This window comes from Nonomuraea muscovyensis, from assembly GCF_014207745.1.
Taxonomy (GTDB): domain Bacteria; phylum Actinomycetota; class Actinomycetes; order Streptosporangiales; family Streptosporangiaceae; genus Nonomuraea; species Nonomuraea muscovyensis.
The window spans coordinates 942160-968700 of the sequence record NZ_JACHJB010000002.1; the positions used below are offsets into that span (position 1 = coordinate 942160).

Consider the following 26541-nt stretch of genomic DNA (forward strand, 5'->3'; position numbering starts at 1 on the left):
ATCAATCCGGGGCGGTCGGGGGATCGAGGCTTATGCCACTGATGCGCCAGGACCTTGGTCCTCTGTCCGTGCCAGGGGGCGCGCTGTCGAGGCGTCAGCTCATCGCGGCGAACTCTTCCTCCAGCGCGCGAGTGAGGCACGGCACGTCAGGCACGCGCTCCGCGTCGGCCACGATGGTGACGACCAGGCTTCCGGCGTAGGACAGCACGCTGAAGGCGACGGTCACGTTCCCCCGGACGAGCGAGATCGGAATGATCGTTTCCACCCTTGCGCCGTCGAAGAACAACGGCTCCTCAGGTCCTCGCACGTTGGTGACGACGGTATGAATCAGATTCTGGTGCTGGAGAAGCCAGCCCATGAGGTGCACGCGGGCAAGGATTGCGCCCACTCTGGCGAGCAGGTGGGACGAGGCTCCCGGGGTCGTGGACTTCCTGGCCCGGGTGATCGTCGCGGTGCGTTCGAGTCGTTGCCCCAGAGCGCCTCGGGTGGGCAGGCGGAGTGGCATGACGCCGACCTGGTTGCCGAGCCGGGCAGTGGTGGCGGATGCCCGTGCCGACACCGGCACGGAGACCACCAGATCGGGGATGCTCTCTCCACGGCGGGCCAGCAGCGTGCGCACCGCACCGGTGATCGCGGCGAGCACGGCGTCGTTGACCGTACCGCCATGGACGTGCGCGAACCGGCGGACGTCGGCCAGGCTCGCGGTGACAGTCAGCAGCCGCTGACGCACACCTGCGGGCGCGTTCAACGAACAGCGCGTCAACGGCCGCGGGGCTCCCAACTCGGCGGCGGCGCGCCTGACGGCCGGCCACGCCCGGGGCAGGCCGGTGAGCGCGCGCAGCCGGGTTCTCCACGCGTCGGCGGCGAGCCGGCGACGGGATGGCGCGGGGACGGGGAACGCTCGCGGCGCCGGCGCCGCCATCCCGTCGACCAGGCGGCCGAGCACGGCCAGACCGCCGATGCCGTCGGCGAGCACGTGGTGGAAGCAGACGATCATGCCGATCCGGCCATCGGCCAGACCTGTCACCAGGGTGATCGACCACAGGGGCCGGGACGCGTCCAGCGGCCGGCCGATCGTCGTGGCGGCAAGGTCGAGCAGTACGTCCTCGCCACCCGGTGACGGGCACACCGCGGTGTGGATGTGGTGGTCCGGGTCGAACGCCGCGTCGTCGATCCACAGCGGCCGGCCGCAGCCGAGCGGGGTGGGGACCAGCCGCTGGCGGAGCCGCGGCACCGCGCAGACCCGCTCGGCGATCGACCGTCGCACCCGCGTCAGGTCGAAGCCCGGCCCCGCGTCCAGGATCAGGCAGGCGCCGACCTGCATGGGGACGGGACCGATGTCGACGGCCAGATTGAACACGTCGCCCACGCCGGCCCGATCCTCATCGAGCCGGGCGAGCGTCTCCTCGTGCAGTTGAGCATCACTCATCGGAGCCTCCCGGCCCAGCCGCCCGCACCAGGGACGTCATCGACCGCTTCAGATCATGACCAGGTCCAGCGGGTTGTCCAGCAGGTGGATCTGCCCCACCGACAGGTGGTTCGCGGCACGCCGGTAGGCGTCGATGTGCTGCATCGTCGTCATGATGCAGATCATGTCCGCATCCGTCCCCGCGCCCTAGGGGCGTTGGTCCCGTACTTCGTGGACCACACGGTTCCGGTTCGTCGCCTCCTCGCCGAATGCCGGACCTCACGCTGGTACGAGCTTCCGGGACCTTCTGCGTTCCAAAAGTCCAGGTGCCCAAGGGCTTCCGTCCCTACGAATCGGCCCGAGACGGCGATGTGATGGAGGGGAGAACCGAAAAAGGAGGACCATGATGCGGATCACGGTGAGAGAGGTCATGACCGCGCAGGTGACCTCGGTCAAGGCGGACACTCCGTTCAAGGACGTCGCCGAGGTGCTGGTGACGAACGCGATCAGCGCCGTGCCCGTGGTGGATGAGGACGGCCGGGTCGTCGGCGTCGTCTCCGAGGGAGACCTGATGCGCAAGGAGGAGTTCCGGGAGCAGTACTGCGGCGAGAGCTACCAGCCGCCGCTGCGCGCCCGGCTGCGCCGCCGCGTCACCGGCCAAGGTGAAGCGGACGGCAGGAAGGCGGCGGGGCATACCGCCGCGGACTTGATGGCCACGCCCGCGGTGACGGTCCCCGCGTCCGCCTCCACCGTCAGGGCCGCCCGCGTCATGGACGAGAGCGGCGTCAAGCGGCTGGTCGTCGTCGACGCCGAGGGCAGGCTGCAGGGCATCGTCAGCCGGCGGGACCTGCTCAGGATGTACCTGCGCGACGACGACGAGCTCCGGCGCCGCGTCGTCGAGGGGATCCCGGCGCATGCCAGGTGGAACGATCGCGACGGGATCATCGTCGAGGTCCGCGACGGCATCGTCACGCTGTCCGGATACCCGGGTCGACGCAGCGAGGCGGCCGCCGCCGTCCACGCGGCCGAACGGCTCGACGGAGTCGTCGACGTCCAGGGGGCCTTCGACTGGCGGGAGGACGACATCCTGGAGCTGCCCTTCACGTGGGACCGTCCCTGAGTCCCCGCGCCGGATCACCCGGGGACGGCGGCGCGAACCAGCTCGGTGATGATCTCCGGGCGGATGCGGATCACCTGCCCCCTCTCCCCCGCCACCCACGGCTGGGGACGCGCTCAGAACGGTCCCCGGGTTGAAGCGGACATCAGACAGTCCACTGCGGACGGTCCTTTGAGCTTTCGGCCGTTCATGCCGCCGGAGCGCCTGTCGTACCGCACATCACCGCATCAGCATGCTGGAGGCACGGCACCGAACGGGGTCTAACGTCCTTCCTTGAGGGCGAGGACCGCGCCGCCGGCCAGCGTCCAGGCCGCCACCACGGCGAGATCCGTCCAGGGCCACGGCCGGCCCGCCGGATCCAGCACGGCCAGGAGCGTGTGGGAGATGTGCTTGAGCGGGAAGACGTCGCCGATCGTACGCAGCACCCCGGGCAGTTCCCCGCCGATGACGAACACGTCGGAGACGAAGGCCAGCGGCAGGAAGGTGCCCAGTGTGACCGCGTTCGCGGTCTGCTGCTTGGTCACGAACGCCACCACGAGAGCACCGAAGACGGCGAAGCACGCGCCCCCGAGCACGATCGCGGCGAGCATCCCGGGGATCATGGCCGGTTCGATCGTGACGTCGTACCCGAGCGCGGCGACCAGCGCCAGCACGATCGCGGTGGCCACGGTGACGAGGAGCGCGGTGGTCAGATAGCCCGCGTGGTAGGCCCAGCGCGGGAGCGGCGTGCCGGTCAGCCGCTTGAGCACGCCGCGCTCGCGGTCGCCGGCGACGGCTTCGGCGATGTTGACGTACGACGCGACCCCCACCGTGTACGTGATCATCGCGGCGAGCATGAACACCGGCAGCCGGACACCCGAGACCCGGGCCTCGCCGAAGATCAGCGAGATGAGCGCCAGGAGCAGCACCGGCAGGATCACCGTGAAGAACGCCGTGGACAGGTCACGGCGCAGCCGGATCACCGCGTGCCCCGCCTGACCGGCCAGGAGCCGCCACGGCGCCGGCCGGCCCTCCCGTCGCGCAACGCGTCCGCGCGCCGCCCGGCCGGTTGTCGTCCGAGCCGGGGGCCGTTCCCAGCGGAAGCGCCACACGGCCACGGCGGCGCCGCCGATCCCCCACGCCGCGAGCACCGCCAGGTGATCGCCGTAGAAACCGGACCCGGTCAGGAACGGGTTGAGGTCGTCGCGGACGGCGTTGCCGAGGTGCCGCAGCGGGAACACCCAGCCCACCGTGTCCAGCCAGGCCGGCAACCGGGCACCGATCAGGATGATGTCGGAGATGAACGCCAGTGCCAGCAGCAGCCCGGTGCCGATCAACTGCACCGCCGCCGCGCTGCGCACCAGCGCGACCACGGCGAAGCCGAGCGCGGTGAAGCAGAACGCTCCCAGCAGCAAAGTGACCAGCAGCGCGGGCAGCGTCCGCCACACCATCTGCAGATCGTAGAAGACCACACCCACCACCAGCAGCACGGCGACCGTCGCCGCCGCGATCACGAGCGACGCGCCCACCAGCCCGGCCAGCACGGCCCAGGCGGGCACCGGCGTGCCGCGCAGCCGCTTCAGCCAGCCGCGGTCGCGAAGGTCGGCCAGGTGAATGGCGAGGGCGCCGAAGCACCCCTGCGCCACGCCGAACACGGCCATGACCGGGATGACGAACTGCATCACCCGCACGCCCGTCCGGGGCTCGACGACCTGGTTGCCCACCGCGGCACCCACGATCACCGCCATCAGCAGCGGCATCGCGACGGTGAAGCCGGCCGCGATCGGCGTGCGGAAGAAGGATCGGGTCTCGTGCCAGACCAGCCTGCCGATCATGATGTCGCCTCGTTCACCAGGTCGAGATAGACGTCCTCCAGCGACGGCCGGGCCAGCGTCAGAGAGGTCAGCTCGGTGCCGCGCTCCAGCGCCCAGCCGGTCAGGGCATGCATGTCACGGGCGGGCTGGTCGGTCTGGACCGACACCGCCGTGCCGTGCGCCTCGATGTGACCGGTCAGCGGCGGCAGATCGGCGAGAGCCGTCCCTTCGGGCAGCCGGAAGGACAGCACGCTCGTGCGCTCGGCCGCGATGAGGGTGTCCGGCGCGCCGACCGCCACCAGGCGGCCCGCGCGCAACACCGCCACCCGGTCGGCCAGGTGCTGGGCCTCGTCCATGTAGTGGGTGGTGAGCAGGATCGTGGTGCCGGACGAGCGCAGGCCGTCGATCAGCTCCCAGGCGTGGTGCCGGGCCGAGGGGTCGAAGCCGGTGGTGGGCTCGTCCAGGAACAGCAGCTCCGGCGCGCCGACCAGGCCGAGCGCCAGGTCCAGGCGGCGCCGCTGCCCCCCGGATAACGCCCGTACCCGGGCGTCACGCTTGTCCTTCAGTCCCACCTGCTCGATGACCTCGTCCGGGTCGCGAGGCCGGGGATAGAAGCCGGCGTACAGGCGGACCAGCTCGACGACGGAGAACTCCTCCTCGAACCCGGCCTCCTGCAGCACGATCCCGATGCGCTCACGATAGGCCCGGCCGCCGGTGGCCGGATCGAAGCCGAGCACCGACACCTCTCCCCCGTCGCGGCGCCGGTGCCCTTCCAGGATCTCCACGGTCGTGGTCTTGCCCGCCCCGTTCGGGCCGAGCAGCGCGAACACCTCGCCCCGCTCGACGGTGAGACTCACTCCGTCGACGGCCTTGACCGTCCCGTACTCCTTGCGCAGTCCTGTGACCACCACTGCGGACATCTCGGGTTCCTCTCCCTCGGGCCTCCAGCGTCTTGTCCGGCAGCCGGGAGGGACAGGGTCGTAGGGTGTCAGGCGCCGGGACCTTCGTCCTGTACGAGCGGGCCGTGATGCGCGTAGGACGGCGGACGTGCGACGCGATCCGCTCGAACGCCCGCCGTTGGGCCGTGGCGCGCAGCTACGCCTCGTGAGGGAGCGCGACGGGTCAGCAGTACTTGCTCAGGGACAGGCGCTTGATCAGCGGGAACAGCTTGGGGTTGAAGCGACCAGAGGCGAACGACCGCGCGCACCGACCTGCCCGCCACCTTAACCGTCGAATCCGTGGATGTGTTCTTCGCCTTCCACGTGAACGGCTCGCTCGACGGACGTAGGTCGTCACCTCCGCGGGAACATTTGTCCAAGACTGATAGTCGACCGCCCGTGCATAGTCTCCGCATGAGTGAGTACGACATTGAGCACTCGCATGGGATGCACGTGGTCCATGACGGCCCGCGGCAGGCGCCGCCGTTGTTGCTCATCCACGGATCGGGGGCCTCGGGCGGCTTCTGGAACCCGGTGGTCCCCGCACTGGCCGGCCACCATCACGTCATCCGGGTCGACCTCCCGGGCTGCGGCAAGTCACCGCCCGCGCCGTCGTACGACGTGCCTGCGCAGGCGGGCCGGGTGGCGGCGCTGCTGGACGACCTCGGACTTCGTCACCTCGCCGCGGTCGGGCACTCCAGCGGCGGCTACGTCGCCACCGCGCTTGCCGAACAACGTCCCGACCTCGTGGGTTCGCTTGCACTGATCAGTAGTGGCCCAAGTCCGGATGCGCTCCTTCGGCAGCCGTTCATCCTTCGGGTCCTGTTGGCCCCGCCCTTGGGCCCGCTCCTGTGGTCGAGGCGTTCGGACGCGATGATCCGCAGGGGGATCAGCGCGACGGCCGCTCGCCCGGTGGACGTCCCGGACGACGTGGTCGCCGACGTACGGGGCATCACCTACCGCGTGATGAGGACGGTGCTGCGCCGGAACACCGCGTACATCGCCGAGCGGAGCGTGCCCGAGCGTCTCGCCGCCCTCGAGGTCCCCGTGCTGGCGATCTTCGGCGCCGCCGACCCCCGTTGGGAGCCGTCGTCGGCGCGCCAGTACGACGCGGTGCCGAACGCGCGGGTCGAGCTGCTGCCCGGCGTCGGGCACCTACCCATGTTGGAAGCGCCCGAGACGACCGGCAAACTGCTGCTGGGCTTCACGGCAACGGGCCGCTGACAGCCCACCCGTGATCCCTGAGGCCTAGACTGGTCACGTGTTGTCGACCGGGACGCCACCTGACTGGGCGTGGGTGGACGTCGCAGTCCCGCGCCCGTCGGTTCGGCTGCCCGGGGTCAGCATGGCCGGCTTCCGCCATCGTGCCCCGGCCGATGTGGACATCGACATGGTCGCGTACCCGTCCGTCACCCTGCTCGTCGATCTGAGCGAGGGAGAAGGCGTCGTCTACGAAAGCCATGGCCGGTACGAGCGCGGCAGTGTCGTCGTCGGGCTCCTCCCCGGCGATCTCCGGGCAACTGGCCGGGGAGTCGGCGAGTGCCTCCAGATCCGGCTGGAGGCGGTCACGGCGGCTGCGTTGTTCGGCGCATCGGCCGAGCTCAGCGGGACGGTGGTAGCCCTTGAGGATGTCTGGGGCCGCGACGCCGGGCGAGCCGAGGACAGGCTGCGCGCCGCCGCGTCGTGGGACGAACGGTTCACGATCGCGGTGGACATCCTCGCCCGACGGCTGGGCGCCCACCCACCGGTCGATCCGCAGGTCGCCTACGCCTGGCGGCGGACGCTCACCAGCCGGGGGCGGGTGCGGGTCGACGGCCTGGCGGACGAGGTCGGCTGGAGCCGCAAGCGCCTGTGGTCCCGCTTCCGGTCCCAGCTCGGCATCACACCCAAACGCGCCGCCCGACTGGTGCGCTTCGACCACGCCGCCCACCTGCTCGCGGCGGGTCACGCCGCCGCCCACGTTGCCACCGAGAGCGGCTACGTCGACCAGTCCCACCTTCACCGCGAGGTCACGACGTTTGCCGGGCTCACACCCACGGCCCTGGCCGGCGCGCCGTGGCTCGCGATCGACGACGTCGCGTGGCCAGCTTCATCGCCAACCCGGCGCTCTGCGAAGGGTGGCGAACGTATCCTCGACCTTCGTTGAACAGCTTGCCCACACGATGCGGCTGCCACGCGATGCGCAGATTGAGAAACCCGCCGAGTCAGGGCCGTTTCGTCAAAGTCCCACCGGAAGGTTCGCTGGTCGCGACCGCGTCTCGAGAACTTCCTGCCCGGCACTCGGCGCGAGGAGTGTGATGCCGACGACGGGACGCGACTCTTCCAGACGCCGGCCGCCATCTTCCCCGACGCCGCAGCCTTGCTCGCCGTCGCGGCGCTGCTGCTCGCCACCCGCGGGCTCGCCCGCGCCCAGGTAGCGCTATCGCGCCGCTGCATGGGCCGCTGTTGACAATTGAGGGCGGCGGGCCGGAGGCGGGGAGCATGAGAGGCGAAGATCGAGCCTAGGAGATCAGGGCTGGTATCCGATGTGGCGCAGGAGAACCTGCAGCCGACGCTCGACCTCCGCCGCGACCTGGTCGAGTTGGCCGCGCTGCAGGCCGCGCACGGCGAGCAGGCACTCACCGCAGCACTGGAGCGGGCGGTGACCTTTCGCCGCTGGCGGGCCGAGGACGTGCGCTCGATCCTGGCCGCCGGGTCCGGAACACCGCACCCGGCACCCGCCGGCGATGCGCTGGTTCTGGAACTGCCTCCGGTCCCGACCCGTTCGCTGGCCGAGGACACCCTGGACAAGATCGGACAGGTGTCATGACCGCGCCCGCCCCGCTGCCCGCCGATCTCGATGGCGGGTTGCGCCGCCTGAAGCTGTCGGCGATCCGCCGGCTGGCTCCCGAGCTGCTGATCACCGCCCGCACACAGCGTTGGAATCCGGAGGAGTTCCTGCGCACGCTCATCGACGCCGAACTGGCCGCGCGTGATGCCTCCAACGCCCGCGCCCGGATGAAGGCCGCCGCCTTCCCCGTGCTCAAGACCATCGAGGAGTTCGACGTCGCGGCCTCCTCGATCCCGAAAGCGACCTTCGACTACCTCGCCTCGCTGGAGTGGATTCGGGCAGCGGAGAACTACTGCGCGGTCGGCCCGGCCGGCACCGGCAAATCCCACAGCCTCATCGCGCTCGGCATCGCCGCGATCCAGGCCGGGCACAAAGTCCGCTACTTCACCGCCGCCGAACTCGTTGAAACCCTCTACCGGGGCTTGGCCGACAACTCCGTCGGCCGCGTGATCGAGAACCTGCTACGCGCAGACCTGATCGTCATCGACGAGGTCGGCTTCGCCCCGCTCGACGACACCGGCGCCCAGCTGCTGTTCCGGTTCGTCGCCGCCGCCTACGAACGCCGCGCCCTCGGCATCGGCTCGCACTGGCCCTTCGACCAATGGGGACGCTTCCTGCCCGAACACACCACCGCCGTCAGTCTGCTCGACCGGCTGCTGCACCACAGCATCGTCGTGGCCACCGAGGGCGAGTCCTTCCGGATGAAACAGGCACGAACCAGGACACCAGCACGCCTTACCAGAGCGGTGTGGTCGTCATGCGCTACCGTGACGGCACGAGCCGCCGCGGCCTATCTTGAGTCACACCTTGACATTATCGCGGCGGCTCTTCACGTCACGGCACACGACCAGCGGCAACGCCTTGGAAGTTACGATCTACGGCTGCCGTATCTGACGAGACATCGAAGAATGCAGACCGATATGCCCCAAAACCCGAGAACGACACACATGCTGGAGACGTGTGCCCTTTATAGGGGATTGACCCGTGGCTGGTAGGGGTGAGAGCCTGGCCGACGGGGAGAGCGCCACTTGACAAAAGGGGGAATGGTGAAGGCCTGCGACGTCTTCTTACCTCGCGCGAAAGGCACTGTAGCTTCTGCTATGCGTTCTCTCGTCGCCCGATGGCGGTGACGATGGCCGTACGCCTGCTCCTCGACCGCCGGCAGCCCGCCAGCATCCAGCTGAAGGTCTCGCCCATCGTCGCCGCGCTCACCGGCATGCGCTTCGCCGACAGCCCGCGGATCTTCCCCCTGGCGAGCGGCGAGAGCGCGACGCACAGGTCGTCGCTCGTTCACATCACCCTGCGCCGCCCATCAGGAGTCGCCCGCCTCGGCTGCGCCAGGCGGCTCAAGCGGCAGCGCCCGGCGCCGCCCCGCCCTCACCAGCACCACGGCAGGGTGCCGCGCCCCGACGACGTGCCCCTCTCGCCCCCTCTCTGGGACAGGCTCCGCGACCTCCTGGAAGCCGACCTGAGACACCGGATGCGGCGGCTGGCCGAGGGCGGGCTGGTTGACTTCTTCGCCGACCTGCACCCGTGGGTCCACTTCGACGGCGAGATCCTGCGGGTGGACACCCGCTGCGACGCCGAGCCGAGCGCCTGCACCAACGGCCTGATCCTGATGCCCACGCTCCTGTCGAACCGGGTCGTGCTGCTGGCCGCGGAGCCGCCCAAGCCCGCCGTCCTCCTCTATCCCGCGCGCGGGGCCGCCGGATGGGCTTCCCTGGACCACCTGCACAGGCTGGTCGGAAACTGCCGCCTCTCGCTTCTGGAGGACCTGCGCCAGCCGCGCACGGCCGACGAGCTGGCCAACCGCCACCACATGGACCCGCAGAGCACGCGCAGGCACCTGACCACTCTCACCAGCGCGGGCCTGCTTTCGATGCAGTGCCGGCCGGCGGAGCAATACGAGTGCACCCATGTGGCTTCCGCGCTGGTCGCCCCGCAGTGCGCCTCGTGTTCCTAGCAGCCCTGATGGGTTCTTGGGTATGTAGCGTTGACATAAGGCTGACGCACGCTACTATCATGATTGATGTTTGAATAGTAGCCCCACCGTGCAGTTGAGTTGAGGTTCCCCGCCACCCCTCGCAGCAGGGTCGCTGTCCAGGTTTACGCTCTGCTGCCATAGTGGAAGAGGTCGTGGTGAAGCAATACTCAGTGGCGATCACCCAGGAGACCGACGAGGGGTCGGTCCTCAAGGCCGGTCCGCAGATGACCGTCCGGATCGAGGTGGTGGACGGCCAGGCTCACGTCGTCGAGATGACCATGCGGGCCCAGGCGGGGGCCGATCTGACCAGTGGACCGTTTCCCTCGGTGGATCTGGAGTGCCTCGCGCGCGCCTTCGCCGGCGAGGCGGCGTCCCGCGCCCCTGTGCCGGTCACCGCGGCCCAGCCGACGGTCTCCACCCCGGCCGCGCCCCAGGTCCCGGCCCCTGAGGTCCCCGCCCCTGAGGTGCCTGCGCCCCAGGCGGCTGCGCCTCAGCCGGCCGTGTCCCAACCGGTTGTGCCCGAGCCGCAGGACAAGGAGGCTGAGCGCCCGCACCGCTCCAAGCGCACCGTCTCGCGGCCCAAGACACCGGTGCCCGGAGCGCGCGCCTACCGCAAGATGCCGGACCCCGACGAACTCCAGCGCGTCTACGGCGACGTCGGCAGCATCGCCGGGGTGGCCAAGCACTACAACGTCCCCGCGCACACCGCACAGGGCTGGATCGGCCGGCTCCGCAAGCGCGGCGTCGTCCCTTCCTAGCAACCGGTCTCCCCCCGCGGTGGCGATGCCTGCCCAGCGGCCGGCCGCCCGGCTCCTCACAGGCGGACGGGCAACGATTTCAGGCCGTTGACGAAGTTGGACTCCAGCCGCTCCGGCGCGCCGTCCAGCGCCAGCCCGGCGAGGTGGGGGCGCAGTTCCTCCAGCAGCGTTCTGGCCTCCAGCCTGGTCAGGCTCGCGCCCAGGCAGAAATGCGCCCCCACCCCGAAAGACAGATGCGGGTTCGGGTCGCGGCCCAGATCGAGGCGGTCAGGGTCGGCGAAGACCGCGCGGTCGCGGTTGGCGGAGACGTAGTAGAGCACCACCTTGTCGCCTTTGGCGATCTTCTGCCCGTCCAGTTCGGTGTCGCAGGTGGCGGTCCGGCGGAACTGCATGATCGGGGTGACCCAGCGCAGCAGTTCCTCCACCGCCGCCGGCACCAGCGACGGCTCCGCGCACAGGCGGGCGAGCTGGTCGGGGTGCTCGGCCAGGGCGTGCAGGCTTCCGGAGATGAGGTGGCGTGTCGTCTCGTTGCCCGCCACCACCAGCAGCATCCAGAAGTGGCAGAACTCCCGGTCGGACAGCCGCCGGCCGTCGACCTCCGCCGTGGCCAGCAGGCTCACCAGGTCCTCGCCCGGCCTGGCCCGCCGCTGGGCCGCCAGCTCCAGCGCGTACGAGAACGCCTCGACGAAGACCTGCCGGTAGGCGTCGATGTCGCCGCCGCCGTATTCGGGGTCGTCGAAGCCCACCAGGTGATTGCTCCACCGGAACAGCAGGTGCCGGTCGGCCCGCGGCATGCCCAGCAGGTCGGCCAGAACCAGCAGCGGCAGCTCGGCGGCCAGGTCGTCCACGGCGTCGAACCGGCCGCGTTCCACCACCGAGGCCACCAGACCACGGGCGTGCGCGCGAATCCCGTCGGCCAGAGCGCGCACGGCCCTGGGGGTGAACACGGACGTCACCAGGCGGCGGATGCGCGTGTGCCGCGGCGCGTCCATGTTGACCAGCAGCTCCCGCGTCCTGGCCAAGTCGGCCTTGGTCCGGGGATCGACCAGGAACGCGCCGCGCTCGCCCGAGGAGAAGACATCCGTCCGGCGCGAGGCCTCGGCCACCGCGGCGTGCCGGGTCACCGTCCAGTATCCGCTGCCGCGCTCGGCGATGCGGCCGGCCGCGCTGTGGCGCACCAGGACGGGCTCCTCCGTCCAGGCGACCGGTTCGTCCCTGCGCAGGCGGGCGAAGGTGTCGTGCGGCACGCCCGCGGCGAACGTGGCCGGATGCGCGATCCCCGTCACGTCAGCACCTCGGCGAGGACCTGCCTGCGTACCTTGCCCGTCGGTTCGCGGGGCAGCTCCGCCAGCTTGCGGTAGTCGCGCGGGACCTTGAACCCGGCCAGGCTGGTACGGCAGTGCGCGTCGAGCTCCGCCACCGGGACGTCGGCGTCCAGCTGGACGAAGGCGACGACCCGCTCGCCGTACTCCTCGTCCGGCGCGCCCACGACGACCGCGTCCCGCACGGCGGGATGGGTGAGCAGCACGGCCTCCACCTCGGCCGGATAGACGTTGACCCCGCCCGAGACGATGAGCTCCTGGTGGCGGCCGGTCAAGAAGAGGTAGCCGTCCTCGTCCAGGCGGCCCAGCTCGCCGTAGGTGAACACGCCGGGAGCCAGGTGGACGGAGGCGGTCTTGTCCGGGGCGTTGTGGTAGTGGAAGTCGTTCTTGGGCGGCCTGCGCACGAACACGCGCCCCTCGACCCCCGGCGCGACGGGCCTGCCGTCGTCGTCCACGACCAGCACCTCAGTGGGGGGCACGGCGCGGCCCACGCTGCCCGGCCTGGCGAGCCACTCGGCGGAGTCGATGAGCGTGGCCACCCCGCCCTCCGTGGCCCCGTAGTACTCGACGAGGCACGGGCCCCACCACTCGATCATCCGCCGTTTGACCTCGACGGAGCACGGGCCGCCGCCGTGCCACACGCGCCGCAGGGTGCGGCCGTCGAAGCCGTTCCTGATGTCGGCGGGCAGGCGGAGCATCCGGACGAACTGGGTGGGGACGAGGTGGGTCTCGGTCACCCCCTCCTTGTCGATCAACTCCAGGGTCCGTTCCGGGTCGAACCGGTCGGTCATCAGCAGCCTGCTGCCCCGCAGCAGCGGCAGCAGGCCGAAGAACAGCTGCGCGGAGTGGTACCACGGGCCGGCGAGCAGCATGGTGCCGTCGCCCGGGACGCCCAGCGCCCTCTCGGAGAAGGCCAGCAGGCTGTCCACCCGCCGGAACGGGGCGCCGGTGGCGAACAGCCCGTTCACCACGCCCTTGGGGTGCCCGGTCGTCCCTGAGGTGTAGAGCATGAGCGCCCCGCAGACCTGCGCGGCGGGTTCGGCGTCCGGCAGCGTGGCCAGCTCGGCGTCCACCCGGCCGAGCACCAGCATCGCCGGCGCGGCTGTCTCGGTCCGCCGGATGGCCTCCGCGACCACGGCCGCCCGCGTCTCGTCGCACACCACGACCGCGCTGCCGGAGTCGTCCAGCTGGTAGGCGATCTCGGGCGCGGTCAGGTGCCAGTTGATCGGCACGGCGGTGCGTCCCGCGTGCAGGCAGGCCAGGACCACGCCCATGGTGTCGACGCGGTTGCCGGCGACGACGGCGACCGGCGCCGTTCCCCCGGGGAGCAACCGGATCCACCGGTTCACCCTGGCGTTGAGCTCGCCTCTGGTCAGCGCGAGGTCCTCGTCGGCGATGGTGGGCCGGTCGGCGGGGCCACCGGTCAGCAGGACGGCCATGGGCTGGGCACTCCTCTGGTTCAGTCGAGCAGGTCGGGCTGGCGGCGGACGATGTCGGCGTAGAGCGGGCGGAAGTTGAGCCGGCCGATGCCGGGTGTGCCGATCTGCTCCCTGGCCGTGCGCGCCTCGGCGGGCTGAATGAGGCGCGGCTCGCCGGCGGCCTCGGCGAGGAGCTGGACCTGGCACGAGCGGTCCATCGTGACGAACCACCAGGCGGCCTCCTCCACGCTGCCGCCGACGGTGAGCAGGCCGTGGTTGCGCAGGATCACCGCCTTGGCGCCGCCCAGCCGCTGGGCGATGCGCTTGCCCTCCTCGTCGTCGAGCACCACGCCCGTGTAGTCGTCGTACAGCTCGTGGTCCTCGTAGAAGGCGCACACGTCCTGCGTGATCGGGTCAAGCCGCCGGCCGAGCGTCGACCAGGCCCTGCCGAACGTCGAGTGGGTGTGGGCGGCCGCGACCACGTCCGGCCTGGCGGCATGGACGTGGGAGTGGATGACGAACCCGGCGGGGTTGACCTTGCCGTCGCCCTGCACGACTGTGCCCGTCTCGTCGACCAGGAGCAGGTCGCTCACCCTGACATGGCCGAAGTGCATGCCGAAGGGGTTGACCCAGAAGCAGTGGGGCAGGATGGGGTCCCTCGCGGTGATGTGGCCGCCCACTCCCTCGTCGAACCCGCGGTCGGCGAAGATCCGCAGCGCCGCCGCGAGCCGCTGCCTGCGGTGCAGCCGTTCCTCCTCGGGGGTGCGCGTCCTGCGTGTCATCCGCAGCCTCCAGCCGTGTCGGTGTCGTACGGCGCGCCCTCGGCGGCGGGTGGGCGCCACGCGTCCAGGAAGTCGTCCAGGCGGTCGTAGCCCCAGAATCGGTGCCGCCCCCACTTCAGGTAGGGAATGCCGAACACGTCGTCCTCGTACGCCGTGACCAGGCACTCCACCGCCTCGGCCCGGATGTCGGGGTCCTGCGGTGCGCCGGTGGCGAGGAGCGGGTCCAGCCCGGCGTTCGCGGCGGCCGCCGCCACCACCTCGGGCGTGCAGATGTTCTCGCCGCGCTGCCAGCGCGCCCGGATGACGGCGTCGTAGAACGGCGCGGCCAGGCCCTGCCTCCTGGCGGCCAGGAACGCCAGGTGGGGCAGCTCCCACCACGGGTCCACGTCGACCGGCCAGGCCATCGCCAGGCCGAGGCGCTGCGCGAGCCGTTTGGTGTCCATGAGCAGGTAGAGGTGCTTGGCCCGGCTCATCTGCACGTAGTGGAACTCGGCCTGCCGCTCGGCCAGCGCGTCCTCGGTCCGCTTGTCCGGGTCCCAGTACGGGAACCAGTCGAGGCTGTCGAACGCGTCGGGCACGGCCGCACGCAGCCGGTGCACGGTGAGCCAGCTGTAGGGGCTGCGGAAGGAGAAGTAGAGCCGGGGCCGCCGCTTCACGCCGGGCCACCCCCGGTGAGGGCGGCGATGACGGCGTCATCCAGCTCGGCGATCTGCCCGGCCCGCGGCCCCCTGCTGAGGGCGTAGCCGTGCAGGATCTTGGCCGTGGCCACCCGCACCACCTCCTCGCCCCGCCGGACGAAGCAGTCCATCCTGCCGTCGAACACGGAGCCGCGCAGGATCTCCTCGACCGTGAACGTCGTGTGGATCTCTTCCTCCATATGGGCGGCGCCGAGCATCGTCACTCTGGCCCTGGAGACGACGGGGATCCAGCCGCGCTCGGCCAGCAGCCTGCCGACCGAGATGCCGCGATCGACCAGGAACCTGTCCACCACCTCCTCCAACGCCCTGACATATCCGGAATGCTGGACCCGGTCGGAGAAGTGGCAGTAGAAGTACGGGGCCCGCCACGACCACGCGAACCCGTCCGGCAACCGCTCCACCCGCTCCCCCGCGCCATCGAGGTTCGCGATCGGGAGGTCGCCGGAGTACGGCAGGCGCGCGGGCGGATCGGCCTCGGGCACCAGGGCGACGGTGACCTTGCCGCGTAGCACCAGCCGATCGACGTGGAGCTGCACGGCGAACCGTCCCGGCCCGGCCGGCGTCACCCGCGCCCGCACCTCGTCGTCCACCTCCATGACGGAGGGCAGCAGCACGCTGCAGTCCACGATCTCCACCCCGAGCCCGTGCTCGTGGTAGAGGCGCCGCGCGCCCGGCGTGTGCTCCCGCAACCAGTCGAGGACCGCCTCTTCCACGATGTACATGAAGTGTTTGAAGCCGATCCAGGTGCGGATGTTCGCGCCCTCGTAGCGCGGCCGGTGCATGCTCTCCGTCACCGGCGGTGCGGCGGCACTGGTCATCTCGCCCTTCCTTCATTCTTGAGCACGGGCATTCTTGAGCACGGGCTTGAGCACGGGCTTGAACGCGGGTCCGAGCACGGGCAGCGTGCCGAGGAACCCGCCCAGCAGTTCGGCCACCCGGGCCGGCTGGCGGATGTGGCAGTAGTGGTCGAAGTCCTGGTGGGTGCGCAGGGTGGCCCGCGGGATGCGCTCGGCGAGCCGTTCGGCGGTGGCGGTCGACAGGACGGGGTCCGCACCGCCCGCCAGGATCATGGTGGGCTGCTCCACTGCGTGCAGCGGCAGGTCGGCGCTGGCCACGAACTGGTCGAACGTCGCCAGCAGCCCCAGCGGGCCAACCCGGTCCACGGCTTTGGCCAGCATGCCGTCCAGCACCTCGACGTCGGTGCGCGCGGCGCGGGGGCCGAGCCGGGCGCGGACGCCTTCGCGGATGTTCTCCACGAACGTGTGGTGGGAGCGGTCGAGCATCCGCCACGTCACCTCGGCGGTCGGCGGCCGGTAGAGCGGGCAGATGAGGGCGGCCGCCGCGCCGATCGCCCGGTCACCAGCGGCCATGAGGCCCAGCGCCGCGTTGGCGCCGAAGGAGTGCGCGACGACCGCGTCGACGGGCTCGCCCAGCAGGTCGAGCCCGGCACGCAGCCACTGCGACGGGGTGGCGCTCTGCCGCCACCGGTAGTCGTTGCCCGCCCGCCATGGCAGGTCGAGTGCGGCGACGCCCCAGCCGGAGGGCAGCTGGCCGGCGAGTTCCCGCCAGCTCGCCCAGCCGTCCTCGAGGCCGTGCACGAGGAGCACCCGGGGTGCGCCGTGGCGCAGCACGTGGACGTCGATCGGGCAGTTCATCGCGGGGCCTCCCGCCGTCGCCGGACGAGCGCCGAGCGCCAGCCGTCCTCGGCGGAGCCGCAGGTGACGGTCACCGTCTCGGTGTGCCCCGCCACCACCGCGCGCGCGGCCAGCGCGACCGCCGCCACGCCGTGCGCGCCGTACAGGTCGCCGGCCGGCTCCTGCGCCACGGACCCGCTCGGGGACGGCCCGCCCGGGGACGGCTCGCCCGCAGTCGGGGCCTCGACCAGCACGTCCCCTTCCGCCTCCAGCAGCACGCAGGCCGCGCCCGCACGCAACGACGGACCGTACAGGGCGGTGGCCACCTCGTCCGCCGGCTCGGCGCCCACGAGCACCACCTGGTCGGCGCGTCCGGCGCGGAGCAGTCTGAGCGCCATGGCCAGCCCGTCCAGGCCGGCCGTCGCGCCCGAGCAGATCATGAGGTTGGGCCCGCCGAGGCGGAACCAGAGCGCGACCGTGCTCGCGATGACGTTGCTGGAGGCGTTGGGCGCGGCCATCGGGCTGACCTCCCTGACGCCGCCCGCGCGCACCGCCCTGGTCACCTCGGACACCGTCTGCACGTTTCCGAGGTTGGAACAGGCGACGACGGCGGTGCGCGGCCGCAGCGGCCAGTCCGGGCGCTCGCCCGGCTCCAGAGCCAGCGCCTGGTGTACCGCGCACAGGGCCAGCCGGGTGGCCGGCTCCTTGTAGAGCAGTCCCTTGCGGCCCAGCACCTGACGGGCGTCGAGGCCGGGATCGTGGACGGCGGTGCCCACCACCGCCGCTGCCGCCGTCATGGCCGCTCCAGCAGGGTGACGGCGTTGACGCCGCCGAAGCCGAACGCGTCGAGCTGGACGAGCCCGCCGGGCGTCGGGGCGGGCTCACCAATCAGCAGACGCAGGTCCTTGCCCTCGGGCAGCGGCGTGCGCAGGCCGGTGATCGGCGGCACCCGCCCGGTCCGCAGACAGCGCAGGGCGACGTCGAGGCTGGTCAGCGCCGCGACGCCGGACGTGTGGCCGACGGCGCCCTTGACCCCGGTGATCAACGGGTCGCCCCCGTCGGCGACGAGCACGTCGCGTAGCGCCGCGCACTCCGTGGGGTCGTTCAGTGCCGTGCCGGTGCCGTGGGCCAGCACCAGCCCCGTCTCGCGAGGCCGGCGGCCGGCCCGGTGGTAGGCGTCACGCATCGCCCTGCCGATCCCCTCGGCGGACGGGGCCGTCTCGTGGTGCGCGTCGCACGACAGGCCGGTGGCCAGCACCCTGGCCAGGGCCGCGCCACGCTGATCCGGGCGGTGCGATCCCTCGGCCACGATCACGAACGCCGCGGCGCCCTCGCCGAGCAGCACGCCCGTGCGGCCGGCGTCGAACGGCCTGACCCGGTCGGTGGGCTCGTCGGCGACCCGGCCGATCATCGCGAGCATGGACTCGGTCATCGCGTCGGTCGCCGCCACCACGACGGCGTCGGCGTCGCCCAGCTCCACCATGTCCTGGGCGAGGGCCAGCGCGTGGCCGCCCGCACTGCAGGCGTTGGAGACGGTGACCACCTCGCCGATCTCGGGGGCGGCCCGCCGTACGGCGTGCGCGAAGTGCAGCCTCTGCACCGGGACGGCGCGCGGGTCCAGCAGCTCGACGGCGGCGAGCTCGCGCAGTCCCGAGCCGACCACGCAGGCCACCCTGGTCCGTGCCGGGTCCACCGCGGAGGCGTCGAGCGCCTCCCGCACGCACCTGGTCAGCCACCCGCTCGCGCGGAAGGGCGTGTTCGGGTCGCCGTCCGGGACATGGTGGCCCCGGGTGACCCGCAGCCGTCCGGGGTCGCCGTGCGCCAGCGGGACCGGGCCGGCGTCACCCGCGAGCAGCGCCGTGAAGGTCGCCGCCCCGTCGCCCAGGCTGGTGAGCGTCGCACCGCCGAGGATCAGCGCCGTCACGAGGGTCCCCGCACGAGCGCGGCCCCGACGCCGCCGTCCCGGGTCCGGGCGGTCAGCAGGGCGACGCCGCCGAGGCGCCGCCCCAGCAGCGCGCCAAGGGAGAGCCCGCCCGTCGCGGCGTCGCACTGGCCGTACAGCTCGCTGACCGTGACCCGCTCCGGGCGGTGACCGAGGGCCCGCGCGGCCGGCTCGTACTCCTGCGCGTCCCCCGTGGCGACGGCGGTCACCTCACCGGCGGTCACTCCGGCCTCGCGCAGCACCCGCAGGACGCATCCGGCGAGCGCGTCGGCGGCCGCGTCGCCCCAGCCGAAGGCGGTCGCCACCGCGAGGACCTCGGCCTGGACGGTGCTGCCGGGGCGGCGCGCGGCGTCGGCGCGCTCGACGACGAAGACCGCCGTGCCCTCACCCGTCGGGCCGGAGCGTCGCGCCGCGGCCGTCTGCCAGGCGCGGTGCGGGCTGTACTCCTCGACGCAGCCCACCAGCATGACGTCGGCGTAACCACGCTCGAGCGCGTTGGCCGCGTAGCGCAGCGCCTGGTGGAAGGCGAGCGGCCCGCCGGCGACGGTGGAGTTGACGCCCTTCAGGCCGTGGCGGATGGCGGCCTGGCCGGCGGCGCAGTTCATCACCGTGTTGGGGAACAGCAGCGGATTCACCAGGTACGGCTTCTCCTGGACCAGGGTGTCCCTGCTGTAGTCGCTGGTCGATCTGAAGCTGCCCACGGTCGTTCCGAGGACCACGCCGATCCGGCCGCGGGTCGCGTCGTTCACCTCGACCGAGCCTGCCTTGAGGGCTTCACCGCAGGCCGTGGTGGCCAGCGCGGTCGCGCGGTCGTAGGAGCCGGTGCCCTTGCGGCCGAGGTGGGCGCGGACGTCGAAACCGGTCAGGACCGGCGCCGACTCCTCGGGCAGCGCCTCCTCGAACAGATCCGTGACCCGCGCGGCCGGGAGAGGCTCCAGCGGCGGCGCCTCCCCGACGCCCGCCGCCGTGATGGAGCTCCAGCCGGTGACGACGAGGCCGGTCATGCGAGTGCTCCGAAGAGGGTGATGGCGTTGTTGCCGCCGAAGGCGAACCCGTTGTTCTGCACCACGCGGACCCGGGCCTGCCGGGCGGTGTTGGGCACCGGGTCGAGGTCGGCGAACGCCGGGTCGGGCGTGGTCCAGTTGATGGTCGGCGGCAGGAAGCCCCGGTCGATCGCGAAGATGGCGGCGATCGCGCCGAACCCGCTCGCCGCCCCCATGGTGTGGCCGATCATGGACTTGATGGAGCTGACCGGAGGCGGCTTCGGCCCGAAGACCTCGAAGATGGCGCGAGCCTCGACGGTGTCGTTGGCGGGCGTGCCGGTGCCGTGGGCGCACACGTAGTCCACCTCCGACGGCTTCACACCGGCGTTGCGCTGGGCGGTGCGCATGCAGTCGGCGATGCTGGCGGCGTCGGGGGCCACGGGGTGGTTGGCGTCGCAGTTGAGCCCGTAGCCGAGAACCTCGGCGTAGATCCGCGCGCCCCTGCGGCGGGCGTGTTCCAGGCTCTCCAGCATGAGGATGGCCCCGCCCTCACCTGTGAGGATGCCGGACCTGTCGCGGTCGAAGGGCGTGCAGGCGTCCTTGGTCAGCGCGCCGAGCCGGAAGAAGCCCGCGTGGGCCCACCGGCAGACCGAGTCGGCGCCGCCGGCGAACATCACGTCCGCCTGGCCGGAGTGGACGAGGTCGTAGGCGTAGCCGATGGCGTAGTTGCTCGCCGAGCAGGCGGTGGCCAGCGTCAGGGACTCGCCGGTCAGCCCCAGCTCGGCGCTGACCGCGTGGGCCAGCCTGTTGGCGGGCAGCTGTTCCAGCAGGCCGGGGCTCATGCCGTCGAACCCGGTGGTGACGATCTGTTCGGTGAGCGCCTCCATGACCACCGACTCGCCGCTGGTGGTGCCGATCACCGCGCCCGCCCTGCCCGGCTCGTCCCCGGCGGGGTCGAAGCCGCCGTCGGTGGCCGCCAGGCGGGCGGCCACCGCGGCGAACTGGCTGGAGCGGCCCCACTCGGCCGGGGTCAGCCGGCGCAGGGTGGCCTCGGGCGCGAAGTCGTGCACCTCCCCGCCGCGCCGGTGCGGGAAGCCGCTCACATCGAAACCGGTGATCTCGGAGATGCCCGAACGGCCGGCGCGCAGCCCCCGGGCGAACTCCTCGATCCCCGTGCCGATGCTCGAGACCGGGCCGAGCCCGGTGACCACCACGCGGGGCACGTCAGTCCTGCCAGCCCGCATACTTGGCGACGGCTTCGTAGACGGCCTTCAGGTTGCGCATCTCCGGCAACTCGGACTGGGGGATCTCGACTCTGTACTTCTTGTCGAGCCGGGCCAGGATCTCGATGGCGCGCAGGGAGTCGGCGTCGTAGTCGTCCATGAAGTCACCGGTGTCGCTGATCTCTTCCGGCTCCATCTCCAGGACCTCGGCGACGATTTCCCTGAGCTCCTCCATCCGCTGCTCGGCCATGGTCATGGGACTGCCTCCTACTGACTGATCGTTGCTGGTTCCAGGACGGACCTCGGGCGGCGCACCGCGATGAGGGTGTCCGCGGTCGCGATCAAGGTGGAGCCTGCGTAGGTCTGCCCTGTCGCGAAGACGGTGTCGGCCTTGACCTGCGTCATCTCGACGTCGTGACGCAGGACGTCGCCGGGGTGGGCCTCGCCCAGCAGGCGGTAGCCACGCGCGCCGGCGAACATCAGCACGTGGTCCGGGCCGATCGCCCCCGCCTCGGCCAGCCATAGCAGCGCGGCCGCCTGGCCGAGGGACTCCAGCAGCAGCGAGGCGGGGTAGGCGTACGCGCTCGCGGGAGCGCCGTCGGGGACGTCGCGGTAGCAGGGCTCCGCGGCGGTGACGGCCTTGACCGCGCTGAGCGAGTGGCCCGGCCGCACGCTCACGACCCTGTCGACGAGGAGGAGCGGGTGGCGCTGCGGCAGCAGCGCCTTGATCCGGTGATGCTCGGACAGCTCGGGCGGGCGCTCAGACATCCACCACCGCCGTCAGCTGCACGGCGGTGGCGCCGTCCTGCCGGGCGCATCCGCCCTTGGCGACCTCGCCGCGGATCCTGACGTCGAGGCGCAGCTCGTCGCCGGCCAGCAGCGGGGCGAGGAAGCGGATCGAGCGCAGCTCGCGCAGCCGCGCGGGCCTGCCGTACGCCAGGGCGACGGCCTGCAGGACGCTCTCGACGACGAACACGCCGGGGTAGATGGGCAGGCCGGGGAAGTGCCCGCGCAGCGTCTCCTCATCGTGGCGGATCGCGAACCTGGCCTCCACCCGCACCTCGTCGTCCCCTTGGGTGACCCGGTAGGCGTCCACCGCCGCGAGGGGCGCGGCCCGGCCGGGCGGCGGCGCCAGGGTCCAGTCGGCGACGGACGTCACAGCCGGATGCCCCCGTCCACCTGGAACACCTGCCCGGTCACATACGAGGCCCCGTCAGAAACGAGATACGCGACCAGGTCGGCCACCTCGTCCGCGCTGCCCCACCGGCGCAGCGGTATCTGGGTCAGCGCCTGGTCGCGGACCTTGCCGGGCAGGGCGTCGGTCATGTCGGTCTCGATGAAGCCCGGCGCGACCACGTTGACCCTGACACCGTGCCCGGCGACCTCCTTGGCCAGGGACTTGGTCAGGCCGATGATGCCGGCCTTGCTGGCCGAGTAGGCGGTCTGGCCGGCGTTGCCGTACACGCCGGCGACGGACGACATATTGACGATGCAGCCGCTCCTGCGCTTCATGAAGCGGAAGGCCAGCGTGCGGCAGAGATGCCAGGTGCCGGTCAGGTTCGTCTGGATGACCAGGTGCCAGTCCTCGGGCCGCGTCAGCACCAGCGGGCTGTCGCGGGTGATCCCGGCGTTGTTGACCAGCGCGTCGATGGGGCCGATGGCCTCCTCGGCCTCGCGCACGAAACGTTCCACGGCCGCCAGGTCCGTCACGTCGCAGACGCCGAAGTAGGACGGCACGTCCAGGGCGCGTACCTCGGCCTCGGTCTTGGCCGCCGCGTCGCTCCCGGCGCTGTAGCACCCGGCGACCGCGTAACCCTGCTGCGCCAGCCGGATCGCCACCGCGCGGCCGATCCCCCGTGACGCGCCGGTCACCAGAGCTCGGCGCTGTGCTGACATTTCAGCCTCCTGGCTTCTTGTATGTCCTCAATACTGACCGAGGCTCTCGTGTCTTCGCAAGGGTGTACAAGATTCTTGTTTTTAAGCCAGTCCCCACTCGCGGAGCACGTCCTCGGTGTCGTTTCCGGCCCGCGGCGCGGCGCGCCTGATGCGGGTCGGCGTGCGGGAGAACTTCGCTGGGGGGCCGGTCAGCGGCGCCGTCGTGCCGTCGTGCAGCGTGACGTCCTGGAGCATCTCGCGCTCGGCGACCTGGGGGTCGGCCGCCACGTCCGCCAGGTCGCGCACCTGCGCGGCGGGCACCGCGCACGCGTCCAGCGCCTTCAGGACCTGCTCGACGCCGCGCTCGGCACACCAGGCCGCCACCGCCTCGTTGACCGCGGCGCGGTTGGCCAGCCGCTCCGCCGCCGTGCCGAAGCCGGGCGCCGTGGCCAGCTCCGGCCTGCCGATCGCGGCGGCCAGCGCCCGCCACTGCCGGTTGAGCGCCACCGCCAGGTAGATCGAACCGTCGGCGCAGGCGTACACGTTGGCCGGGACGACGAAGTCGGTCTCGTTGCCGTTGCGTGCCGGCGGGCGGCCCGTGGCGGCCAGGGTGAGCAGGCCCGAACTGCCCGCGAGGAGGGCGTCGAGCATGGCCACGTCCACGTGCTGCCCCTCGCCGGTACGGTCGCGGTGCCGCAGCGCGGCCAGCGCGCCGATCGCGCCGTGCAGGCCCGCCATCTCGTCCGCGATGAACGTCTGCGCCCGCACCGGCCCGCCGCCGGGCTCGCCGTTGAGCGACATCCACCCGCCGTACGCCTGCAGGACGGGGTCGTATCCGGGCAGGGACGAGCGGGGCCCGTACTGGCCGTAGCCGGAGATGGAGACGAAGACGATGTCCGCCTGGGCCGCGCGGCAGGCCGCGTAGCCGGCGCCCCAGCCGTCCAGGGTGCCCGGCCGGTAGTTCTCGACCACGACGTCGCTGACGGCGACCATCCGCAGGAAGGTCTCCCGGCCGTCCTTCTCGCGCAGGTCGAGACCGACGCTGCGCTTGTTGCGGTTGACGGTCTGCCGGAACCAGGACAGCCCGGTCCCGGGGATCTTCGGCGGTACCTCGCCGTCGAGGCCGCCGGGCAGTTCGACCCGAACGACGTCGGCGCCCAGGTCGGCGAGCACGCATGTGGCCATCGGCCCCGACCAGACCTTCGTCACGTCCAGGACGCGGACGCCGTCCAGCGGGCCGGTCAGGTCGGAACGGGCGTCGCGGAAGAACTCCTCGCGGTTCATCGGTGCCTCACAGCCGCTGCAGGATCGACGCGGTGCCCAGCGATCCGCCGCAGCACATGGTGACCAGGGCGAACTCGCCGTCCGTCCGTTCCAGCTCGTGCAGTGCGCTCACCAGCAGCCGCGCGCCGGTGGCGCCGAGCGGGTGGCCCAGGGAGATGGCGCCGCCGTTGACGTTGAGCCGGTCCTCGTCGGCGTCGTGCGCCGCCCGCCAGGCCAGGACGACCGCGGCGAACGCCTCGTTGACCTCGTACAGGTCGATATCCGAAAGGCTCATGCCCGACCGTTTGAGGATCTTCCGGGTCGCCACGATCGGGCCGTCGAGGAGGAAGTACGGGTCCGCGCCCGTCACCACCTGGTGCGCCAGCCTGGCCCGGGACCGCAGCCCCAGCGCCCTGGCCCGCTCACCCGACATCCACAGCACCGCGGCCGCCCCGTCGGAAACCTGGGAGGTGGTGCCCGCGGTGTGCAGGCCGCCCGCGACGTTGGGGCGCAGGCCCGCCAGGCCCTCCGGGGTGGTCTCGCGCAGCCCCTCGTCGCGGTCCACCAGGCGTTCCCGCCCCGTCGGCTTCCCCTCCTCGTCCAGGACGGGAGCGGTGAGCGGGGCGACCTCCCCGGCGAAGGCGCCGCGCTCCCACGCCCGGGCAGCCAGGCGCTGCGAGCGCACCCCGTAGGCGTCGAGCTCGGCCCGGGTGAAGCCCTCCCGGCTCGCGATGCGCTCGGCCCCGCCGAACTGGCTGTGCGGCGGGTCGTCCCACGGGTAGTCGCGCGTCTTGTAGTGGCCCGGCCCGTTGTAGAGGTTGACGCCGATCGGCACGCGGCTCATCGACTCGACCCCGCAGGCGATCACGCAGTCGGCCGCGCCCACCGCGATCAGCGCCGCCGCCAGGTGGTTGGCCTGCTGCGCCGACCCGCAGGAGGTGTCGACGGTCGTCGCGCCCACTTCGTGGTCCATGCCGGAGTTGAGCCAGGCGTTGCGGGTGACGTTCAGGCTCTGCTCGCCGGCCTGCGTGACGCAGCCGCCGATCACCTGGTCCACCTCGCCGGGGTCGATCCCGGCCCGCCGGATGACCTCGGCCTGCACGTGCCGGAGCAACTCCACCGCCTTCAGCCCGGCCAGCGCGCCGCCCCTGCGTCCGATCGGGGTGCGGGCCGCCGCCACGATCACCGGTTCCAGCATGTCGTCTCCGTTCCTGTCGCGCTGGTGGTCCACCGTTGGGCTCCGGCCACCAGCGGGCGCAGCCGGCGTACCCGGGCCGGGCAGTCCATGCCGGTCACGGCGCGTACCACGCCGCCCCGGACGTGCACGGCCGCGAACCGGCGCGCGGCCGGGTCGCCGTGCACCACGTGGATCTCGTCGCCCGGCTCGGGGCAGCCGAACATCTGCACGGTGTGGCCGTACTGCTCCGTCCACAGGTACGGCACCGCGTCGAAGGGTTCCGGCGCCGGCCCGCCCGAGAGCGCGGCGTGCAGCCGCCGCCCCGCGTACTCGCCCTGCTCCACCGCGTTCGTCCAGTGCTCCACACGCAGGCTCGTGCCGAACGCTCGGCTGGGCCGTCGGCACACGTCACCGGCCGCCACCACGCCCGGCGCGGCGAGGAGGGTCTCGTCGCACAGCACACCGTCGTCGAGCGCCAGTCCAGAGCCGGACAGCCAACCGGTGGCCGGGCGAGCGCCGAGCCCCGCGACCACCACGTCGGCGGCCAGCACCCGCCCGTCGGCCAGCTCGACCTCGTGCCGGCCGGCCCGTCCGCCTTCGTGCACGGCGGCCACCTTGACGCCCAGTTCCAGGCGCGCGCCGTGCTCGCGGTGGAGCGCGGCGAGCACCTCGCCCACCAGCGGCCCGCAGCTCCTGGCCAGCGGCAGGTCGAGCTCGTCGGCCACGGTGACGGCGACGCCCTGCGCCCGGCACGACGCGGCCACCTCGGCGCCGACGAACCCCGCGCCCACGACGACCACGTGCCCGGCTCCCCCGTCGAGGGCCGCCCGCAGCGCACGGCAGTCGTCCAGCGTCCGCAGCGCGACGACGTCGCGCCACGGCGGGCGGACCGCCTCCGCGCCCGTGGCGATCACCAGACCGTCGAACCCGAGCCCGGCCCCCCCGTCCAGCTCGACGACCCGGGAGGCGAGATCCACGCTCATCGCGCGCCTGCCGAGCAACCATTCGGCGTCGTCGTGAACGTCCAGGGCACGCGGCTCCGTGCCAAGCAGCGACTGCTTGGACAGAGGGGGACGGTCGTAGGGCACGTGCGGCTCCGCCCCGACGACGCTCACGCGTCCGGCGAACCCCGCGGCGCGCAGGCCGTGCACCGCGTTGACGCCGGCCAGGGACGCACCCACCACGACGACTCGCTGGCCGGCCGTCACCTCTCGAGGGTGATCGCCAGCTTGGGGCACCGCCGCGCGGCCGCCTCGACCTTGGCGTGCAGTTCGAAAGACGGCTGCTCGTCCAGCACGTAGAGCATGTCGTCGTCGCGGACCTCGAACACCTCCGGCGCCACGGTCATGCACTCTCCATGGCTGTCGCACAGGTCGTAATCGACGGATACTCGCAT

General features: G+C 72.0%; 27 protein-coding genes and 1 pseudogene. 7 read left to right on the forward strand and 21 right to left on the reverse strand.

Annotated features, from left to right (window positions below; translation table 11 throughout):
- Positions 1-94: 94 nt before the first annotated feature.
- Positions 95-1429 carry a wax ester/triacylglycerol synthase domain-containing protein gene (locus FHU36_RS21000; protein ID WP_185085639.1) on the reverse strand — a complete coding sequence of 445 codons (1335 nt, stop codon included), beginning with the start codon at positions 1427-1429 and terminating at the stop codon, positions 95-97.
- Positions 1430-1811: 382 nt separating this feature from the next.
- Between FHU36_RS21000 and FHU36_RS21005 the strand changes: the two genes are divergently transcribed.
- Positions 1812-2528 (forward strand): CBS domain-containing protein, encoded by a 717-nt coding sequence (locus FHU36_RS21005; RefSeq protein ID WP_246502520.1) that lies wholly within the window; start codon positions 1812-1814, stop codon positions 2526-2528.
- Between the two features lie 257 nt (positions 2529-2785).
- On the opposite strand, the gene FHU36_RS21010 is transcribed toward FHU36_RS21005, so the two are convergent.
- Together FHU36_RS21010 and FHU36_RS21015 are read right to left on the reverse strand one after the other, a co-directional pair.
- Positions 2786-4339 (reverse strand): ABC transporter permease, encoded by a 1554-nt coding sequence (locus FHU36_RS21010; protein WP_185085640.1) that lies wholly within the window; start codon positions 4337-4339, stop codon positions 2786-2788.
- Entirely contained in the window at positions 4336-5238 is a 903-nt protein-coding gene (locus FHU36_RS21015) for an ABC transporter ATP-binding protein (protein ID WP_185085641.1), read from the reverse strand. The genes FHU36_RS21010 and FHU36_RS21015 overlap by 4 nt, the downstream gene beginning before the upstream one ends.
- A gap of 432 nt (positions 5239-5670) precedes the next feature.
- On the opposite strand from FHU36_RS21015, the gene FHU36_RS21020 reads away from it, so the two are divergent.
- The 6 genes and pseudogenes from FHU36_RS21020 to FHU36_RS21045 all read left to right on the forward strand — a co-directional run bounded on the left by FHU36_RS21020 (position 5671) and on the right by FHU36_RS21045 (position 10828).
- Positions 5671-6480: an alpha/beta fold hydrolase gene (locus FHU36_RS21020; protein ID WP_246502521.1), complete on the forward strand. Its 810-nt coding sequence runs from the start codon at positions 5671-5673 to the stop codon at positions 6478-6480.
- Positions 6481-6553: 73 nt separating this feature from the next.
- A complete protein-coding gene (locus FHU36_RS21025) occupies positions 6554-7402 on the forward strand; it encodes a helix-turn-helix domain-containing protein (protein ID WP_185085642.1) in 849 nt (282 codons plus the stop codon).
- 441 nt (positions 7403-7843) lie between these two features.
- A pseudogene (locus tag FHU36_RS21030) lies at positions 7844-8065 on the forward strand (hypothetical protein); the annotation flags it as partial.
- On the forward strand, positions 8062-9081 hold the full coding sequence (gene istB, locus FHU36_RS21035; RefSeq protein WP_185085643.1) for an IS21-like element helper ATPase IstB: 1020 nt from the start codon (positions 8062-8064) through the stop codon (positions 9079-9081). The pseudogene FHU36_RS21030 and the gene istB, both read left to right, overlap by 4 nt.
- A gap of 125 nt (positions 9082-9206) precedes the next feature.
- A complete protein-coding gene (locus FHU36_RS21040; protein WP_185085644.1) occupies positions 9207-10049 on the forward strand; it encodes a helix-turn-helix domain-containing protein in 843 nt (280 codons plus the stop codon).
- 176 nt (positions 10050-10225) lie between these two features.
- Positions 10226-10828: a hypothetical protein gene (locus FHU36_RS21045; RefSeq protein WP_185085645.1), complete on the forward strand. Its 603-nt coding sequence runs from the start codon at positions 10226-10228 to the stop codon at positions 10826-10828.
- Positions 10829-10884: 56 nt separating this feature from the next.
- Here FHU36_RS21045 and FHU36_RS46445 read toward each other — a convergent pair whose 3' ends face one another.
- From FHU36_RS46445 to FHU36_RS21130, 18 genes are all read right to left on the reverse strand, one after another.
- Positions 10885-12114 carry a cytochrome P450 gene (locus FHU36_RS46445; protein WP_185085646.1) on the reverse strand — a complete coding sequence of 410 codons (1230 nt, stop codon included), beginning with the start codon at positions 12112-12114 and terminating at the stop codon, positions 10885-10887.
- Positions 12111-13589, reverse strand: coding sequence for an AMP-binding protein (locus tag FHU36_RS21055; protein WP_185085647.1), 1479 nt, complete (start codon positions 13587-13589; stop codon positions 12111-12113). Before FHU36_RS21055 ends, FHU36_RS46445 begins: the two co-directional genes overlap by 4 nt.
- A gap of 20 nt (positions 13590-13609) precedes the next feature.
- Positions 13610-14350, reverse strand: coding sequence for a class II aldolase/adducin family protein (locus FHU36_RS43640; protein WP_221496489.1), 741 nt, complete (start codon positions 14348-14350; stop codon positions 13610-13612).
- Positions 14347-15006, reverse strand: coding sequence for a 2-hydroxychromene-2-carboxylate isomerase (locus tag FHU36_RS43645; RefSeq protein ID WP_221496490.1), 660 nt, complete (start codon positions 15004-15006; stop codon positions 14347-14349). The genes FHU36_RS43640 and FHU36_RS43645 overlap by 4 nt, the downstream gene beginning before the upstream one ends.
- Positions 15003-15866: a thioesterase family protein gene (locus FHU36_RS21065; protein ID WP_185085648.1), complete on the reverse strand. Its 864-nt coding sequence runs from the start codon at positions 15864-15866 to the stop codon at positions 15003-15005. The genes FHU36_RS43645 and FHU36_RS21065 overlap by 4 nt, the downstream gene beginning before the upstream one ends.
- 12 nt (positions 15867-15878) lie before the next feature.
- A complete protein-coding gene (locus FHU36_RS21070; protein WP_185085649.1) occupies positions 15879-16703 on the reverse strand; it encodes an alpha/beta fold hydrolase in 825 nt (274 codons plus the stop codon).
- Positions 16700-17479, reverse strand: a complete 780-nt coding sequence (locus tag FHU36_RS21075) for a beta-ketoacyl synthase N-terminal-like domain-containing protein (protein ID WP_185085650.1) — start codon at positions 17477-17479, stop codon at positions 16700-16702. The genes FHU36_RS21070 and FHU36_RS21075 overlap by 4 nt, the downstream gene beginning before the upstream one ends.
- Complete coding sequence (locus FHU36_RS21080) at positions 17476-18606, reverse strand: beta-ketoacyl synthase N-terminal-like domain-containing protein (protein WP_185085651.1); 1131 nt, start codon at positions 18604-18606, stop codon at positions 17476-17478. Before FHU36_RS21080 ends, FHU36_RS21075 begins: the two co-directional genes overlap by 4 nt.
- Complete coding sequence (locus FHU36_RS21085) at positions 18603-19628, reverse strand: beta-ketoacyl synthase N-terminal-like domain-containing protein (RefSeq protein ID WP_185085652.1); 1026 nt, start codon at positions 19626-19628, stop codon at positions 18603-18605. Before FHU36_RS21085 ends, FHU36_RS21080 begins: the two co-directional genes overlap by 4 nt.
- Positions 19625-20830: a beta-ketoacyl-[acyl-carrier-protein] synthase family protein gene (locus FHU36_RS21090; RefSeq protein WP_185085653.1), complete on the reverse strand. Its 1206-nt coding sequence runs from the start codon at positions 20828-20830 to the stop codon at positions 19625-19627. Before FHU36_RS21090 ends, FHU36_RS21085 begins: the two co-directional genes overlap by 4 nt.
- 1 nt (position 20831) lies before the next feature.
- Entirely contained in the window at positions 20832-21086 is a 255-nt protein-coding gene (locus FHU36_RS21095) for an acyl carrier protein (RefSeq protein ID WP_185085654.1), read from the reverse strand.
- Between the two features lie 11 nt (positions 21087-21097).
- On the reverse strand, positions 21098-21598 hold the full coding sequence (locus tag FHU36_RS21100) for a 3-hydroxyacyl-ACP dehydratase FabZ family protein (RefSeq protein ID WP_221496492.1): 501 nt from the start codon (positions 21596-21598) through the stop codon (positions 21098-21100).
- A complete protein-coding gene (locus tag FHU36_RS44660; protein ID WP_221496493.1) occupies positions 21591-21989 on the reverse strand; it encodes a 3-hydroxyacyl-ACP dehydratase FabZ family protein in 399 nt (132 codons plus the stop codon). Before FHU36_RS44660 ends, FHU36_RS21100 begins: the two co-directional genes overlap by 8 nt.
- Positions 21986-22726 (reverse strand): 3-oxoacyl-[acyl-carrier-protein] reductase, encoded by a 741-nt coding sequence (gene fabG, locus FHU36_RS21110; RefSeq protein ID WP_185085655.1) that lies wholly within the window; start codon positions 22724-22726, stop codon positions 21986-21988. The genes FHU36_RS44660 and fabG overlap by 4 nt, the downstream gene beginning before the upstream one ends.
- An 81-nt stretch (positions 22727-22807) precedes the next feature.
- Complete coding sequence (locus FHU36_RS21115) at positions 22808-23989, reverse strand: CaiB/BaiF CoA transferase family protein (RefSeq protein ID WP_185085656.1); 1182 nt, start codon at positions 23987-23989, stop codon at positions 22808-22810.
- Between the two features lie 7 nt (positions 23990-23996).
- Entirely contained in the window at positions 23997-25166 is a 1170-nt protein-coding gene (locus FHU36_RS21120) for a steroid 3-ketoacyl-CoA thiolase (RefSeq protein ID WP_185085657.1), read from the reverse strand.
- Positions 25151-26353, reverse strand: a complete 1203-nt coding sequence (locus tag FHU36_RS21125; protein WP_185085658.1) for an NAD(P)/FAD-dependent oxidoreductase — start codon at positions 26351-26353, stop codon at positions 25151-25153. Before FHU36_RS21125 ends, FHU36_RS21120 begins: the two co-directional genes overlap by 16 nt.
- The gene (locus FHU36_RS21130; protein WP_185085659.1) at positions 26350-26541 is read right to left on the reverse strand and encodes a ferredoxin; all 192 of its coding nucleotides are present in this window, start codon (positions 26539-26541) and stop codon (positions 26350-26352) included. Before FHU36_RS21130 ends, FHU36_RS21125 begins: the two co-directional genes overlap by 4 nt.